The sequence below is a fragment of the Burkholderia sp. SRS-W-2-2016 genome (assembly GCF_001931485.1).
In the GTDB taxonomy this organism is placed as follows: domain Bacteria; phylum Pseudomonadota; class Gammaproteobacteria; order Burkholderiales; family Burkholderiaceae; genus Paraburkholderia.
Genome location: NZ_MSDV01000075.1, coordinates 46,072 through 63,878, shown reverse-complemented (window position 1 = coordinate 63,878; position 17,807 = coordinate 46,072). Strand labels below are relative to the sequence as shown.

The 17,807-nt window shown below is 64.9% G+C and carries 5 protein-coding genes and 1 pseudogene; 3 read left to right on the top strand and 3 right to left on the bottom strand.

Translation table 11 applies throughout. From position 1 onward, the window contains the following. Positions 1–200 precede the first annotated feature (200 nt). A complete protein-coding gene (locus BTH42_RS35705; protein WP_178392269.1) occupies positions 201–359 on the top strand; it encodes a hypothetical protein in 159 nt (52 codons plus the stop codon). Between the two features lie 39 nt (positions 360–398). Here BTH42_RS35705 and BTH42_RS31070 read toward each other — a convergent pair whose 3' ends face one another. After that, entirely contained in the window at positions 399–833 is a 435-nt protein-coding gene (locus BTH42_RS31070) for a VOC family protein (protein ID WP_075305013.1), read from the bottom strand. A 200-nt stretch (positions 834–1,033) separates the two neighbouring features. After that, positions 1,034–1,858, bottom strand: coding sequence for an EAL domain-containing protein (locus BTH42_RS31065; protein WP_178392270.1), 825 nt, complete (start codon positions 1,856–1,858; stop codon positions 1,034–1,036). Between the two features lie 656 nt (positions 1,859–2,514). Between BTH42_RS31065 and BTH42_RS36500 the strand changes: the two are divergent. Both BTH42_RS36500 and BTH42_RS35130 read left to right on the top strand, forming a co-directional pair. Next, a pseudogene (locus BTH42_RS36500) lies at positions 2,515–2,628 on the top strand (ESPR domain-containing protein); the annotation flags it as partial. Positions 2,629–2,745: 117 nt separating this feature from the next. After that, positions 2,746–16,638 carry an autotransporter-associated beta strand repeat-containing protein gene (locus tag BTH42_RS35130; protein WP_256702441.1) on the top strand — a complete coding sequence of 4,631 codons (13,893 nt, stop codon included), beginning with the start codon at positions 2,746–2,748 and terminating at the stop codon, positions 16,636–16,638. Positions 16,639–16,770: 132 nt separating this feature from the next. Here BTH42_RS35130 and BTH42_RS31055 read toward each other — a convergent pair whose 3' ends face one another. After that, the gene (locus BTH42_RS31055) at positions 16,771–17,571 is read right to left on the bottom strand and encodes a response regulator transcription factor (RefSeq protein ID WP_075305010.1); all 801 of its coding nucleotides are present in this window, start codon (positions 17,569–17,571) and stop codon (positions 16,771–16,773) included. Positions 17,572–17,807 lie beyond the last annotated feature (236 nt).

Below are 17,807 nucleotides of genomic sequence, written 5' to 3'. Positions count from 1 at the left end.
CGGGTCGCCTGCCGTGTTTGTCGGCAACTCTAGCGTGTCCGTGCGCTTATTGCCATAGTGGGCGGCCCGTGACATGGACGGCGGAGCAAGCCGGACAGGGCGGCGGAGGCTGGGGCGTATCACGAGGTGTCAGCGCGCGGCAGGCACGCGGGTCCGCGTATATCGGCCGGCAGCCGCTGAGTCAGGGCAGCAGCGGCGTCATGAGCAATTCGGCGAGCGCGAGGGGCACGCCGGGCGACAGCGATGCGGCCAATCGCGCGAACAGCGGGGCGGGTGCGGCGGCCAGCGCGACGCCGGCGGTCAGCGGCGCGGCGGCGGTGCACGGCACGCCGGCGAGCGGCGCGTCGTCGACGCAGTAGGACTGACGGTTCGATCCCTGGCGGCCGAAATCGCGAAGACTACTTCGGCGCGGCTTGCTGATCCCGCACGTTGACCATCCACGGCACGCCGAAGCGGTCGGTCAACATGCCGAAGCCGCTGGTCCAGAACGTCTGCTGGAACGGCATCATGACTTGCCCGCCGTCCGCCAGCGCATTGAAATATTTCTCGCCGGCCGCGCGATCGTCGACGGTGACCGACAGGCTGAAGCCCGCATGCACCGTGTTGCCGCCCTCGCCGCAATCGCCATCCGACATCAGCACGTGCGTGCTGCCGACGACGAGCGTCGCATGCATGATCTTGTCCGCGTGTTCGGGCGGCACAGGCCTCGCCGGATTCGGCGGCGCGTCTTTCATGCGCAACTTCATCAGCTCCTGCGCGTCGAGTGCCGAACGATAGAACGCAATGGCTTCCTCACAACGGCCATTGAAGAAAAGATAGGGCTGGATTTCCATGCTGATCTCCGGGAGCGGGGGCGAAGAGAAGGCGGGCAGATGACCGCTGAGCGGCGCATGAGCGGCCGCCGACGCCGGCTGATTCTAGCAGCGCGACATGGCGGGCGGATTACGTTCAGAACTCCGATCCATTGTTTCGCGCGCAAGCCAGCCGCCGACATGAATCGGCCGGTAGTGTTGCCCTGCAAGGAGTGGTCCCGCTACAGCTTCGGCAGCCCCGGTTGTGGCCGCGAGAACGCATAGCCCTGCGCCCAGGCCCGCGGGATCGCGGCGACCCACGCGGCCTGCTCGGGCGTCTCGACGCCTTCGATGATCGCCTGCGTGCCCAGGCCGTCGAGAATGCGCAACGCTCCGAGCATGATCTCGGTCGCTGAGCCCACGGCGGGCACGTGCAGCAGCAGTTCGCGCGCGAGCTTGACCGCGTCGACCTCGATGCGGGCGAGGTCCAGCAGGCTCCAGGAGCCGCAACCGAAATCGTCGATCGCGATCCTGAAGCCCAGCGCGCGCAGCCGGCGGATTTCTTCGACGAGGCCGTCGCACAGCGGCTGCGGTTCGGTTTCGAGCAACTCGATCAGCAACGCCTCGGGCGCATGGCCGCGCGCGAGATAGTGGCTTTCGAGCAATTGACGGAGCTTGCCGCCGAGCAGTTGCGACGGATAGACATTGAACGACACGAAGCCGTTGCGGCGGGTTGCCGGCAGCGCGCTCAGGTCGGCGGCGATTTGCTTGACGACGAACGCGGTGGCTTCCCACGCGATGGCGGGGTCCTGCTCGAGGGTCTGAATGAACGCGCCGGGCCGCAGCCAGCCGCGCTCCGGATGGTGCCAGCGCAGCAGCGCTTCGGCCCCGACCGCCGAGGCGCCGCGCGCGTCGACGATAGGCTGGTACGCGAGCGTGAATTCGCGGTTCGCGAGACCCTGCAGCACGCGATTGCGCTGCCGCAACGACGGGGCGGTGCCGGCGAGGTCGCCGCTGTGCAATGACGGAAGGGGGCGCGGAAGCGCCCGCAAGATGTTGAGGTCCACGCTCGTTGGTCGCTGAGATTGAATCGGACGTTTGCGTTGAGGTGCAATGCGAGGAGATGAGGTCCTGACGTGCTGCCGACGAATCGGGCAATTGTCCGCGTACCGGCGCTGCCGGCCTATATGACAGGTCCTAAAAAAGTATCGACAAGATAGGATTAATTGTTAAATCTAGTGAATAAAAAAAGGTGTTGCGCGGATATGATGTCGTGAATCCGATATCCGATGCCGCACCACTCGGAAATTGAAGTAGGTCAAGCGTATGTTTGGTTAATCAACGTTTGAGATCGGGTCAATCCGGATTCGGAAATGTCTTATCGGTGCAAAGCACGCAAATGCGTAATGCGCGGTGAAGCGGGAGGCGGTTACGTGGAGTAAATGCCGTATTAACAGCGTCGATCGCTTGTCAGGCTTGGCGGAGCGCTTTTCCGAATGCCGGCGCATACGCCGATTCGTAAGTGCCGAAGAGGCGGATTCCGCCTGCCGGTCAATGCCGCGACTCACGCTGTGTGCGGGCAGGAGAAACGCGTATTCATGCCGACGGCGATGCGCTATTCTTTCCGGCATGTCGATAATTCAGATGCCGTAATAGGATAAAACCATCTGAAAATCAACCCAAAAATAGTGCGATGTCCTATCAACTTGCATAGGGGATACTTGTGAACCGAGCCTATCGCAGTATCTGGAATGAGGCGTTGGGTAGCTGGGTTGCCGTATCGGAGTTGGTTTCATCGTACTCGAAGCGCGGCCGGCGTTCACGGCAGCGAGCGGCGCGTATGTCGGACGCGCCCGATGGCGGCGCGCAATACGCCGTGTTTCGAAAACCGCTTCAAAAACATTACGGCTACGGCCGCCCTTTGCGCTCGCTATTGTTCGCGCAGGCGTCGAGTATGGCGTTCATGTCCGCGGCATTCGCGCAGGTGACCATTCCGGCCGGAACCGATATCGGGACCTATCTGAATACCGGCACGAACTGGAGCGCCACCAACTACCAGTTCAACCTTGGCGCGAATGCCACCTGGAATACTGTCATCACCGTGAATACCGCCGCGCATTCGACGCTGTCGCTGGACGGTGCCGGCAATACAGTTACGCGCGCCGGTAGTTACCTCATTGCGTACAACGCCTCGAGTATCGACCAGAATTCGGTCACGCTGTCGAACATCAATTTCGGGCAAACCGCCAATTCCGGAACCGCGCTTTTCTATAACACCGGGGGCGCGCGGACTTCGAATCTGTTTCTGAACAGCGTGACGTTCAACGGGCTGCAAGGTGCATTCGGCAATATTTTCTATATGAGTGGCACGACCGGCAGCACGATCATGAATATCACCGCCGGTACGGGTGCGAACGGCGTGACGTTTTCTAACAACGTGTCTTCCGGCGATGGCGCCGGGGTGATTTCGATGTACGCCGGCAACATGAATTTCTACGGCGATTACACGTTCGACTCGAACACGACCGGCAATTATGGCGGCGCGATCTCGATGTACCAGAGCCCGGGCGTGATGACCTTTTACGGCACGACCGCGTTCATCAACAATCATTCGACCACCTACTTCGGCGGCGCGATCGATATCTGGGGCGGCGCGTCGACACTGACCTTCAATGGCGTCAGCACGTTTACCGGCAACTACGTGAATACGTCCGCCACGGGCTCCGGCAACCCGCGCGGCGGCGCGATCAACATCGGCTATACGAGTCCGGGCAGCGGCGCGTCGGTCGTGCAGTTCAACGCGCCGGTCACGTTCGACGGCAATTACATCGTCTCGACCGGTTCGGGCGGCATTGCCTATGGCGGTGGGATCAGCGCGTTCGGCAACGGCGCGTCCTACAACTATCAATACATTTTCAACGCGGCGGCGATCTTCGAGAACAACTACGTCGTGAAGGCCGGCACCGGAAGCGGCGGCGGCTACGGCGGCGCGATTTACTACGACGCGTCCGGCGCGCTGGTCAGTCTCACGTCGGGCACGCAGTTTCTGAACAACTATGCATCGACCAGCGGCGGCGCGATCTATCTGCAGTCCGGAACGATCACGATGAGCGCGCTGACCGACAACATCCTGTTTCAGGGTAACCGGCAAGGTGCGACCTTCGGCTCGTCGGGCAACTACGCGCCGGTCATCGGCACCGGTACGCCGAATGCGATCTACCTGGGGTCGTCGGGCAGCCTGAATCTGAATGCGAATGCCGGTTACCAGATCCAGTTCTACGATCCGATCTCGTCGATCGCGGGCTCGACCGTGACCGTGACGAAGGCCGGGGCCGGTGAGGCGATTTTCTATGGCGATAACGGCGCCACTACAACTTACGACTCGACGATCCAGGCGAACACGACGGTCAGCGGCGGTTATTTCACGCTGGCCAATGGCGTCAATTACGGCAATACATCGGGCGGCGTGTTCACGGTGACGACCAATAGCGGCGCCGGCACCGCCGGTACGGTGCGCGGCGGCGGCGGTTCGAGTCTGCGCGGGCTGACTTTCACCGTGCAGAGCGGCGGCACGGTGGAAGTCACCGACGGCACCTTCACCGTCAACGTCGGCACGATCAATGTCCAAAGCGGCGGCCAGTTCGCGGGCAACGGCACGCTCGCGGCGACAAGCAACATCAATCTGGCGGGTACGACGATCGCGAACGTGAATGCGGGCGAGACGCTCAATATCAGCGGGCTGCTCGCGAACACCGGCGGAATTACCGTGCAGGGCGGCGGTACGCTTGCGCTGTCGAACGCGGGCAATACCTATACCGGGGCGACTACTGTGAGCGCGGGGTCAACGTTGCTCGGCGGCGTCGCGAATGCGTTTTCGACGAGCGGCAGCGTGGCGGTCAACGGCACGCTCGATCTGAGTCAGAACAACCTGAATCAGACCGCGAACAACCTGTCGGGCAGCGGCTCGGTCCTGCTCGGTTCGGCCACGTTGACCGCGGTGAATGGCGCGACCAATACGACGTATGCGGGCGCGCTGTCGGGCGCAGGTGTGCTCAACAAGACCGGCACAGGTGCGCTGACGCTTTCCGGTACGACCAGCGACTACAGCGGCGGGACGACGATCGGCGCGGGCACGCTGATCGCGACCAATGGCGCGGCGCTGGGCAGCGGCGCGGTCGGCAATGCGGCGACGCTGCAACTCGATTTCGCGGCGGACAGCACGCTCGCGAATCAGCTGACCGGCGCGGGCACGCTCAATAAAACCAGCACGGGCGTGGCGACGCTGACCGGCCTGAACTCGACGCAGGGTACTGTGACGGTCACGGCCGGCACGCTCGCTTTCCAGCAGAACGGGGTGTTCGCGATCACCGGCGGCTTGACTACGAGCGGCGGGGCGACCACGCAACTGGGCCCGAATTCGCAACTGACGCTCGGCGGTGTGTTGACGCAGGCGGCCGGATCGACGCTGAACGTCGACGTCGGCGCGGGCAACGAGCCGCTGATCACCGCGGCGTCGGCGTCGCTGAACGGCACGTTGAACATCGCGAGCTTCGCGGGTGCGTTGCCGACGTCGGCGAGCGCGCTGGCTTCGACTGAATACACGCTGATTCATACGACGGGCGGCACCGGCGACTTCGCTTCGTTCACGTTTGTCGGCTACGTGAATCCGGTCGACTATCTGACGCTGGGCGCGCACCGCAGCACGGACGGTCTCGATTACAACGCGGGTTTCGGGCTGACTTGGCAGGCGGGCGCGACGCTGGGCAATGGCACGTTCACGCTGGCGAACGCGACGGATGCGTTCAATGTCGATGCGGCGCTGGCCGACCAGGACCCGTCGGCGACCGGCTGGGATGGGACCGATCTGACGAAGGAGGGCGCGGGGACGTTGACGCTGTCGGCGCAGAACACCTACACCGGCACGACGGTGGTGAACGGCGGCACGCTCGCGACGGGTGTCGCCGATGCGATCGCGGCGAGTTCAGCGGTGACGGTGGCGAGCGGCGCGACGCTCGCATTGAATGACTTTTCGCAGACGCTGAACGATCTGTCGGGCGCGGGGGCGGTGACGTTGGGGTCATCGGCCGCAACCGTGCTGACTGCCAACAACAACGCGGCTACAACCTTCGCCGGCGCGATCAGCGGCGCGGGCAGTGTCGACAAGACCGGCACTGGTGCGCTGACGCTTTCCGGGACCAGCAATACCTATAGCGGCGGCACGACGGTCTCCGCCGGTACTCTGGTAACCACGAACGGCAATGCGCTCGGCACGGGCACCGTCACCAACAACGCAGCCTTGCAACTGGACTTCGCCAGCAACAGCACGCTGGCCAACACGCTTTCAGGAACCGGCAGCCTGACCAAGACCGGCGCGGGTACTGCGACGTTGAGCGCGGCAGGCTCGACCGAAGGTGCGGTGTCGGTCAACGCCGGAACCCTCGCATTCGCTCAAAGCGGCGTGTTCAGCGCCGCCAGCTACGCGACCCAAAGCGCTGCGACGACCAGCATCGGCGCGTCCTCGCAACTCGCCACCACCGGCGCCTTCACCCAGGCCGCCGGTTCGACGCTCAACGTCGCCATCGGCTCGAACCAACCGGCGATCAGCGCCGCGACGGCGAGCCTTGCCGGCACGCTGAACGTAACCGGCTTCACGGCAACCGCGCCGACATCGGCGAGTGCATTGCCCGGCACGCTGTACACGATCGTGCATACGACCGGCGGCATCACTGGCGACTTCGGCACGATCTCGCTGGGCGGCGCATCGAGCACGGTCGATTATCTGACGCTGGCCGCGCGTGCGAGCACGGGTGGCCTCGATTACAACGTCGGTTTCGGTCTGACCTGGCAGGCGGGCACGACGCTGGGCAACGGCACATTCACGCTGACGAACGCGGCGGACGCATTCAATGTCGATGTAGCGCTGGCGAACGAAGCGGCCTCGTCGACCGGCTGGGATGGGACCGATCTGACGAAGGCCGGTGCGGGCACGCTGACGCTGTCCGCACAGAACACCTACACCGGCACGACCACGGTGAATGGCGGCACGCTGGCGATGGGCATCGCCAATGCAATCGCGTCGAGTTCCGCAGTCACGGTGAACAGCGGCGCGACGCTCGCGTTGAATGACTTCTCGCAGACGCTGAACGATCTGTCGGGCGCGGGGGCGGTGACGTTGGGCTCATCGGCCGCAACCGTGCTGACTGCCAGCAACAACGCGGCTACAACCTTCTCCGGCGCGATCAGCGGCGGGGGCAGCGTCGACAAGACTGGCACCGGCGCACTGACGCTTTCCGGAGCCAGCAACACGTACAGCGGCGGCACGACGGTCTCCGCGGGCACGCTGATAGCAACGAACGGCAACGCGCTCGGCACTGGCGCGGTGACTAACGACGCCGCGTTGCAACTGGACTTCGCCAGCAACAGCACGCTGGCCAACGCGTTATCCGGCACCGGCAGCCTGACCAAAACCGGAGCGGGCACCGCGACGTTGACTGCGGCAGGTTCGAGCGAAGGCGCGGTATCGGTCAATGCCGGCACACTTCAGTTCGCTCAGAACGGCGTGTTCAACGCCGCCAGCTTCACGACGCAAAGCGGCGCGACGACCAGCATCGGCGCGTCCTCGCAACTCGCCACCACCGGCGCCTTCACCCAGGCCGCCGATTCGACGCTCAACGTCGCCATCGGCTCGAACAGCCCAGCGATCAGCGCCGCGACGGCGAGCTTGGCGGGCACGCTGAACGTAACCGGCTTCACGACGCCTGCGCCGACATCGGCAAGTGCGTTGCCGGGCACGCTGTACACGATCGTGCACACGACAGGCGGCATCACCGGCGACTTCGGCACGATATCGATGGGCGGCGCAGCCAGTACCCTCGACTACCTGACGCTGGCCGCGCGCGCGAGCGCGGATGGCCTCGATTACAACGTCGGCTATGGATTGACGTGGCAGGCGGGCGCAACGCTGGGCAATGGCACGTTCACGCTGACGAACGCAGCGGACGCATTCAACGTCGACGTGGCGCTGGCGAACGAAGCGGCCTCGTCGACAGGCTGGGATGGAACGGATCTGACGAAGGACGGCGCGGGGACATTGACGCTGTCGGCGGTGAACACGTACACGGGCACCACGACGGTTGATGGCGGCACGCTCGCGATGGGCATCGCCAATGCGATTGCAGCGAGTTCGGCAGTGACCGTGAACAGCGGCGCGACGCTCGCATTGAATGACTTCTCGCAGACGCTGAACGATCTGTCGGGCGCGGGGGCGGTGACGTTGGGGTCATCGGCCGCAACCGTGCTGACTGCGAACAACGCGGCCGCGACGACGTTCTCCGGCGCGATCAGCGGCGCGGGCAGTGTCGACAAGACGGGCACTGGTGCGCTGACGCTTTCCGGGACCAGCAATACCTATAGCGGCGGCACGACGGTCTCCGCAGGCACGCTCGTTGCAACGAACGGCGGTGCGCTCGGCACGGGCACCGTCACCAACAACGCAGCCTTGCAACTGGACTTCGCCAGCAACAGCACGCTGGCCAACACGCTTTCAGGAACCGGCAGCCTGACCAAGACCGGCGCGGGTACTGCGACGTTGAGCGCGGCAGGCTCGACCGAAGGTGCGGTGTCGGTCAACGCCGGAACCCTCGCATTCGCTCAAAGCGGCGTGTTCAGCGCCGCCAGCTACGCGACCCAAAGCGCTGCGACGACCAGCATCGGCGCGTCCTCGCAACTCGCCACCACCGGCGCCTTCACCCAGGCCGCCGGTTCGACGCTCAACGTCGCCATCGGCTCGAACCAACCGGCGATCAGCGCCGCGACGGCGAGCCTTGCCGGCACGCTGAACGTAACCGGCTTCACGGCAACCGCGCCGACATCGGCGAGTGCATTGCCCGGCACGCTGTACACGATCTTGCATACGACCGGCGGCATCACTGGCGACTTCGGCACGATCTCGCTGGGCGGCGCATCGAGCCAGGTCGATTATCTGACGCTGGCCGCGCGTGCGAGCACGGGTGGCCTCGATTACAACGTCGGTTTTGGTCTGACGTGGCAGGCGGGTGCAACGCTCGGCAACGGCACGTTCACGCTGACGAACGCAGCGGACGCATTTAATGTCGACGCGGCCTTGGCGAACGAAGCTGCTTCGTCGACCGGCTGGGATGGGACCGATCTGACGAAGGCCGGCGCGGGGACGCTGACGCTGTCGGCGCAGAACACCTACACCGGCACGACCACGGTGAATGGCGGCACACTTGCGATGGGCATCGCCAATGCAATCGCGTCGAGTTCCGCAGTGACCGTGAACAGCGGCGCGACGCTCGCGTTGAATGACTTCTCGCAGACGCTGAACGACCTGTCGGGTGCGGGGGCGGTGACACTCGGCTCGTCAAGCGCCACCGTTCTGACCGCGAATAACACCGTCGCGACAACCTTCTCCGGCGCGATCAGCGGCGGGGGCAGCGTCAACAAGACTGGCACCGGCGCACTGACGCTTTCCGGGACCAGCAACACGTATAGCGGCGGCACGACGGTCTCCGCGGGCACGCTGATAGCAACGAACGGCAACGCGCTCGGCACCGGCGCGGTGACTAACGACGCCGCGTTGCAACTGGACTTCGCCAGCAACAGCACGCTGGCCAACGCGTTATCCGGCACCGGCAGCCTGATCAAAACCGGAGCGGGCACCGCGACGTTGACTGCGGCAGGGTCGACCGAAGGCGCGGTCTCGGTCAACGCCGGCACACTGGCATTCGCCCAAAGCGGCGTGTTCAACGCGGCCAACTTCACGACGCAAAACGGCGCGACCACCAGCGTCGGCGCTTCCTCGCAACTCACCGCCAGCGGCGCGTTCACGCAGGCCGCCGGTTCGACGCTCAACGTCACGTTGGGCTCGAATGCACCGGCCATCAGCGCCGCATCGGCATCGCTGAATGGCGTGTTGAACATCGCGGGCTTCGTATCGGACCAGCCGGCGTCCGCGAGTGCGTTGCCGGGCACGCAGTACACGATCATCCACACGACCGGCGGCGTCACCGGCGATTTCAGTTCGATCTCGCTGGGCGGCGCGACCAGTACCGTCGACTATCTGACGCTGGCCGCGCACGCGAGTGCGGACGCGCTCGACTACAACGTCGGTTTCGGCCTGACGTGGGTTGCGGGTGCGACGCTCGGCAACGGCACGTTCACGCTGACGAACGCAACGGATGCATTCGATGTCGATGTGGAGCTGGCCGACGCGGCTGCATCGGCGACCGGCTGGAACGGTCGTGATCTGACAAAGGAAGGCGCGGGGACGTTGACGCTGTCGGCGGTGAACAGCTACACCGGCGCGACCACGGTGAATGGCGGCACGCTCGCGATGGGCATCGCCGATGCGATCGCGTCGAGCTCGGCGGTGACCGTGAACAGCGGTGCGACGCTCGCGTTGAACGACTTTTCGCAGACGGTCAACGACCTGTCGGGTGCCGGCACGGTGACGCTGGGCGCGAATGCGTCGACTGTATTAACCGCGAACGACGCGGCGGATACGACGTTCTCCGGCGTGATCGGCGGCGCGGGCAGTATCGACAAGACCGGTGCGGGCGCATTGACGCTTTCCGGAACGAGCAACACGTATAGCGGTGGCACGACGGTTTCCGCCGGCACGCTCGTCGCGACGAATGGCGGTGCGCTCGGCACCGGCACCGTCACCAACAACGCAGCGTTGCAACTGGACTTCGCCGGCGACAGCACGCTGGCCAACACGCTGACCGGCACCGGCAGCCTGACCAAGACCGGCGCGGGCACTGCGACGTTGAGCGCAGCAGGCTCGACCGAAGGCGCGGTGTCAGTCGACGCCGGCACGCTGCAATTCGCTCAAAGCGGCGTGTTCAACGCCGCCAGCTACACGACGCAAAGCGGCGCGACGACCGGCATCGGCGCTTCGTCGCAACTCGTCACCAGCGGCGCATTTACCGAGGCCGCAGGCTCGACCCTGAACGTCGCCATCGGCTCGAACCAGCCGGCGATCAGTGCGGCGACGGCGAGCCTCGCCGGCACGCTGAACGTAACCGGCTTCACGGCCACCGCGCCGACATCGGCGAGTGCATTGCCGGGCACGCTGTACACGATCGTTCACACGACCGGCGGCATTACCGGCGATTTCAGTTCGATCTCGCTCGGCGGTGCAGCCAGTACCGTCGACTATCTGACGCTGGCCGCACGCGCGAGTGCGGACGCGCTTGATTACAACGTCGGTTTTGGCCTGACCTGGCAGGCGGGCACGACGCTCAGCAACGGCACCTTCACGCTGACGAACGCGGCGGACGCGTTCAATGTCGACGTAGCGCTGGCGAATCAGGCGGCCTCGTCGACCGGTTGGGATGGGACTGATTTGACGAAGGAAGGCGCGGGCACGTTGACGCTGTCCGCACAGAACACGTACACCGGCACGACCACGGTGAATGGCGGCACACTTGCGATGGGCATCGCCAATGCAATCGCAACGAGTTCCGCAGTGACCGTGAATAGCGGTGCGACGCTGGCGTTGAATGACTTCTCGCAGACGCTGAATGATCTGTCGGGCGCGGGGGCGGTGACGCTGGGCACAAACGCGTCGACTGTGCTGACCGCGAATAACACTGCCGCGACAACCTTCTCCGGCGCGATCAGCGGCGCGGGCAGCGTCGACAAGACCGGCACTGGCGCGCTGACGCTTTCCGGGACCAGCAACACGTATAGCGGCGGCACGACGGTTTCCGCGGGCACGCTCGTCGCCACGAACGGCAACGCACTCGGCACCGGCGCGGTCATTAACAACGCCGCCCTGCAACTCGACTTCGCCGGCAACAGCACACTGGCCAACACACTGAGCGGCACCGGCAGCCTGACCAAAACCGGCGCGGGCGTTGCCACATTGACTGCGGCCGGTTCGACCGAAGGCGCCGTCTCGGTGAACGCCGGCACACTGGCATTCGCTCAAAGCGGCGTGTTCAACGCCGCCAGCTTCACGACGCAAAGCGGCGCGACGACCAGCGTCGGCGCGTCCTCGCAACTCGCCACTACCGGCGCGTTCACGCAGGCCGCCGGTTCGACGCTGAGTGTGACCGTCGGTTCGAACAGCCCGGCGATCAGCGCCGCCACCGCGACATTGAACGGTGTCCTGAACATCGCCGGCTTTACGACAGGCGCGCCGGGCTCGGCGAGCGCGTTGCCCGGCACGCTGTACACGATCCTTCACACGACCGGCGGCATCACGGGCGACTTCAGTTCGATCACACTGGGCGGCGCGTCGAGCCCGGTCGATTACCTGACGCTCGCCGCGCAACGCAGCGCCGACACGCTCGACTACAACGTCGGTTTCGGTCTGACCTGGCAGGCGGGTGCAACGCTGGGCAGCGGCACGTTCACGCTGACGAATGCGACCGACGCATTCAACGTCGACGTCGCGTTGGCGAACCAGGCCGCGTCGTCGAGCGGCTGGAACGGCACTGACCTGACGAAGGCGGGCGCGGGGACGTTGACGTTGTCGGCGGTGAACAGCTACACCGGTACGACCACGGTGAATGGCGGCACGCTCGCGATGGGCATCGCCAACGCGATCGCATCGAGTTCGGCGGTGACCGTGAACAGCGGTGCGACGCTCGCACTGAATGACTTCTCGCAGACGGTGAACGATCTGTCGGGCGCGGGGGCGGTGACGTTGGGCTCGTCAAGCGCCACCGTACTGACCGCCAACAACACTGCGGCTACAACCTTTTCCGGCGCAATCAGCGGCGCGGGCAGCGTGAACAAGACCGGCGCCGGCGCGCTAACGCTTTCCGGAACCAGCAACACGTACAGCGGCGGCACGACAGTCACCGCCGGCACGCTCGTCGCCACTAACGGCAACACGCTCGGCGCCGGCGCGGTCACCAACAACGCCGCGTTGCAACTCGACTTCGCCGGCGACAGCACGCTGGCCAACACGTTGAGTGGCACCGGCAGCCTAACGAAGACCGGCGCGGGCACCGCGACGATCACCGCGACAGGTTCGACTGAAGGCGCCGTCGTGGTCAACGCCGGCACGCTGGCGTTCGCGCAAAACGGCGCGTTCAACGCGGCGAGCTACAGCACGCAGAGCGGCGCGACGACCAGCATCGGCGCGAACGCGCAACTGGCGATCAGCGGCGCGCTTAACGAGCTCGCCGGTTCGACGCTGAGCGTGAGCGTCGGCACCAACAGCCCGGCGATCAGCGCCGCGACCGCGACCCTGAACGGCGCGCTGAACATCGCGGGCTTCACCGGCAGCGTGCCAGGCTCGGCGAGCGGGTTGCCCAATACGCAGTACACGATCCTTCACACGACCGGCGGCATCACCGGCGACTTTACTTCGATCACACTGGGCGGCGCGTCGAGCCCGGTCGACTACCTGACAGTCGCCGCGCAACGCAGCGCAGACTCGTTCGACTACAACGTCGGCCTCGGCCTGACCTGGCAGGCAGGGACGACGCTCGGCAACGGCACCTTCACGCTGACGAATGCGACGGACGCGTTCAATGTCGATGTGGCGTTGGCTGATCAGGCGGCTTCGTCGACCGGCTGGAGCGGCGCCGATCTGATCAAGGCCGGCGCGGGCACGTTGACATTGTCTGCACAGAACACCTACACCGGCGGTACGGCGGTCAACGGCGGCACGCTTGCGATGGGCATCGCGAACGCAATGGCGTCGAGTTTGGCAGTGACGGTGGAAAGCGGCGCGACGCTCGCGTTGAATGATTTCTCGCAGACGCTGAATAATCTGTCCGGTTCGGGTGTGGTCTCGCTGGGTTCATCGGCGGCAACCGTACTGACCGCCAACAACACCGGCGCTACCAGTTTCTCCGGCTCGATCAGCGGCGCGGGCAGCGTCGACAAAACGGGCGCGGGCGAGTTGATACTCACGGGAACCAACACCTATAGCGGCGGCACGACGGTCACCGCCGGCACCCTCCTGGCAACGAACGGCAACGCGGTGGGCACTGGCACTGTCACCAACAACGCCGCGCTGCAACTCGACTTCGCCACCGACAGCACCCTGGCCAACACGCTGTCCGGCACTGGCAGCCTGACCAAGACCGGCGCAGGTGTGGCGACGCTGAGCGCGGCCGGTTCGACGCAGGGTTCGGTATCGGCCGCTGGCGGCACGCTCGAGTTCGCGCAGGACGGCGTGTTCAATGCATCCGACTACACGACGCAAAGCGGCGCAACGACCAGTTTCGCCGGCGATTCGCAACTGGCCGTGAGCGGTGCGTTCACCGAAGCGGCCGGATCGACGCTGAACGTCACGCTCGGTTCGAACAATCCGGTCATCACCGCGAACTCGGCCACGCTGGCAGGAGTGCTGAACATCGCGGGCTTCGCGGCGGATGCGCCGTCCTCGGCGAGCGCGTTGACGTCGACACGCTTCACGATCGTCAACACGACTAACGGGATCACTGGCGACTTCAGCGGGATCACGCTCGGCAGCGCGGCGAGCCCGGTCGACTATCTGGTGCTGGCCACCGGGGTGACCGGCCGCACGCTGGACAATCTGAATTACACGGTCGGCTTCGGCCTTGCATGGCAGGCGGGCTCGGCGCAGGGCAATGGCACGTTCACGCTGGCCCATGCGTCCGACGCATTCAACGTCGATGTCGCGCTGGCCGACCAGGCTGCTTCGGCAACCGGCTGGAACGGTATCGATCTGACCAAGGCCGGCGCGGGCACGCTGACGCTGTCGGCGTTGAACCGCTACACCGGCACGACCACGGTCAACGGCGGCACGCTCGCGATGGGCATCGCCAACGCAATCGCAACGAGTTCGGCGGTGACCGTGAACAGCGGCGCGACCCTCGCGTTGAACGATTTCTCGCAGACCGTGAACAACCTGTCGGGTGCGGGGGCGGTGGCGCTTGGGTCTTCGAGCGCCACCGTACTCACTGCCAGCAACAGCGCCGATACGACCTTCTCCGGCACCATGAGCGGCGCCGGCAGTCTGAGCAAGACCGGCGCGGGCGCATTGACGCTGGCGGGCGCCAACACCTACAGCGGCGGCACGTTGATCTCCGAGGGCACGCTGATCGGCTCGGCGGCGAGCTTCGGCAGCGGCTCGATCATGAACTACGGCGCGCTCGTGATCGATCAGCCGGCCAACGTCGCGCTTGCGAACGTGCTCAACGGCACGGGCACCTTCACGAAGACCGGCGCGGGCTCATTGAATCTGACCGGCGAGAACATGCTGACCGGCGCGACCACGGTCGCGGCCGGCCGGCTTGCGGTGAACGGCTCGATGGTGCGCTCGAACGTGACCGTGCAGAACGGCGCGACGCTCGGCGGCAACGGCACGGTCGGCCCGACCACGATCCAGAGCGGCGGCACCATCGCCCCGGGCAACTCGATCGGCACGTTGACCGTCAATGCAGGCTTCGTCCAGGCGGCTGGCTCGATTTACCAGGTCGAACTGGACCCGACCAGCACGTCGTCGGACCGCATTCACGTGAACGGCTCCGCGGCGATCGGCCAGGGCGCGGTGCTCGACGTGGTCAAGTACAACCCGGGCGAGTATTCGGCGGCGTCGACCTACACGGTGCTGACCGCGACCGGCGGTGTGAGCGGAGCCTATACGCTGACGGGCGCGACGAGCGGCGCGTTCTACGATCTGGTGGCCAGCTACGATGCGAACAACGTGTATCTAAAGGCGTATCGCACGCGCTATTTCGTCGATGCAGCGGGCACGCCGAACCAGCGCGCCACCGCGGGTGGACTGGATCGCCTGGACGACTCGAATGCGCTGAAGGTGGCGGTCGCGGCGCTGACAAACGATGCCGAAGCGCGCGCCGCATTCGATCAGTTGTCCGGAGAGATTCACGCGTCGGTGAAGTCGGCACTGCTCGACGACAGCCGCTATGTCCGCGAGGTCGCGATCGATCGCGTGCGGCAAAGCTTCTGTCTGCCGGGCGGCAGCGGCAGCAGCGCGAACCCGATCGCGACGGCGCAGTTGAGCGCTGCGCCTTCAACTGCTGGCGGTGAATGTGCGCTGCGCGAAGGCGAGCCGGTCGTCTGGACCCACGTGTTCGGCGGCTGGGGCCATATGAATGGCGACGGCAATGCGGCGACACTGCGGCAGAACACCGGCGGTTTCCTGATGGGGGCGGATGCGCTGGTCGCACAGCGCTGGCGGGTCGGCGCACTGGCCGGCTACAGCGGCACCAACATGAACGTGGACGACCGCAGCTCGTCGGCGAGCAGCAACAACTATCACGTCGGCGTGTATGGCGGCTCGCAGTGGGGCGCGCTTGGCGTACGCGCAGGCGCGGCCTATACGTGGCATTCGATCGACACGACCCGCTCGCCAGTCCTCACCGGCTATTCTGACCGCCTCACCGCGGGCTACAACGCGCAGACCGTGCAGGTATTCGGCGACGTCGGCTACCGGATCCCGCTGCGGCAGATGTCGCTCGAACCGTTCGCGAGCCTGGCCTACGTAAATCTGCACACCGACGCGATCAACGAGCAGGGCGGCCTCGCGGCGTTGCACGCCAGCAGCAGCAACACCGATGCGACGTTCTCGACCTTGGGCATCCGCCAGTCGATCGATGTGGCGTTGCGCAACGGCACGCTGATGACCGCGAGCGCGACGCTCGGCTGGCAGCATGCGTTCGGCGACGTGGTGCCGGTATCGGCGCTGGCGTTCGCGGGCGGCAGTGCGTTCGATATCGCGGGCGTGCCGATCGCGCGCAATGCGGCGCTGGTGGAAGCGGGGCTGGATTTCCACGTGACGCGCAATGCGTCGCTAGGGCTGACCTATCGCGGGCAGTTCGGCAGCGGCACGACGAGTCAGTACGTGCAGGGCTCGCTCAAGATGCGCTTCTGAGCGTGCGGCGAGTGGATTGGGGAGAGCCGGACGGTGGCGGTACGCGTGCTATGAAGACGCGGCCGCCGCTGCGGTATGAGAGTGATGTAGCGAAGCGAACCGTCTCGCGTGCGGGGGACAGGCGGCTCGCTATTACAGCCCGCTGCCCGATTTGTGCGGGCTACCGGTGTTGCCGGGGGTGCTGGTATCGCCGGCGCCGGCGGGATTGTCGGGGCTGCCGGCGTGGTCCGGATCGTCCCCGCCCGCGAGGTGGGCAGCGGCTGCCTCGTCGTCCGAGGTCGACGGCGGCGTGCCGTCGATACCCATTTCCCATGCGTAGCGGAACAGTTCTGCATCGCGTACGATGCCGAGCTTTTTCATCGCCGTAGTTTTCTGCGAACTGATGGTCTGTTTGCTGCGGTTCAGCTTCTTCGCGATTTCGCCGATCGCCATGCCCGATACATACAAACGGATCACCTCGATTTCACGCTTGGACAACGCGACGCGTTCGGTCGGTTTGCTCGCCGATGCGCGCGTGTTGGTTTCCTGGCGCGCGCTCTCGCTCGGGAAGTAGATCGCATTCGCATAGACCGCGTGAATCGCCGACACCAGACGGTCGAGGTCGTCGGTCTTGTTCAGGTACGAATGGACGCCCAGACGCGCGACCTCGCGCATGATGGCCGGATTGTCGACCATCGTGAAGACGATGATCTTCAGATCCGGATAGCGGCGCCGCAGATAGGACAGCAGCGTGATGCCGTCGCCATAGGCGCCGTTGGGCATCGCGTAATCGGCTACCAGTACGTCGCAGGCAACCGTTTCGAGTAGCTGGATGATCTCGCTGGAATTTTGCGCAGTGCCGGTGACCTTGATCGTCCTTACCGGCTCGAGCGCATATTTCACGCCGGCGACCAGGGCTGGGTGATCGTCGGCAAGTACGACGTTAATTTGCATGGGAGACCCTTATGGCTAGCTCGTTTGAGCAATTTTGAGACAAAGTATAGACCGTGGGAATCTCGCATTTGCGTAGTGGCGAGTTAATTTGACTTTCGTTAACGTTTGTCAGATTGAAGTTTTAGAAAAACTAAGATATGGGAATCGGACATGTCTGTATTGCTAAGGCAATCGAACGATATTTGTCCTATTTTTCGAGTTTGACAAGTCTTATTCTGGCTCCGCTGGCGAGCACA

Excerpts from the sequence above, each read along its gene's own strand:
- BTH42_RS31055 (WP_075305010.1), bottom strand. The coding sequence starts at position 17,571 with ATGCAAATTAACGTCGTACTTGCCGACGATCACCCAGCCCTGGTCGCC.
- BTH42_RS35705 (WP_178392269.1), top strand. The coding sequence starts at position 201 with ATGAGCAATTCGGCGAGCGCGAGGGGCACGCCGGGCGACAGCGATGCG.
- BTH42_RS35130 (WP_256702441.1), top strand. The coding sequence starts at position 2,746 with ATGGCGTTCATGTCCGCGGCATTCGCGCAGGTGACCATTCCGGCCGGA.
- BTH42_RS31070 (WP_075305013.1), bottom strand. The coding sequence starts at position 833 with ATGGAAATCCAGCCCTATCTTTTCTTCAATGGCCGTTGTGAGGAAGCC.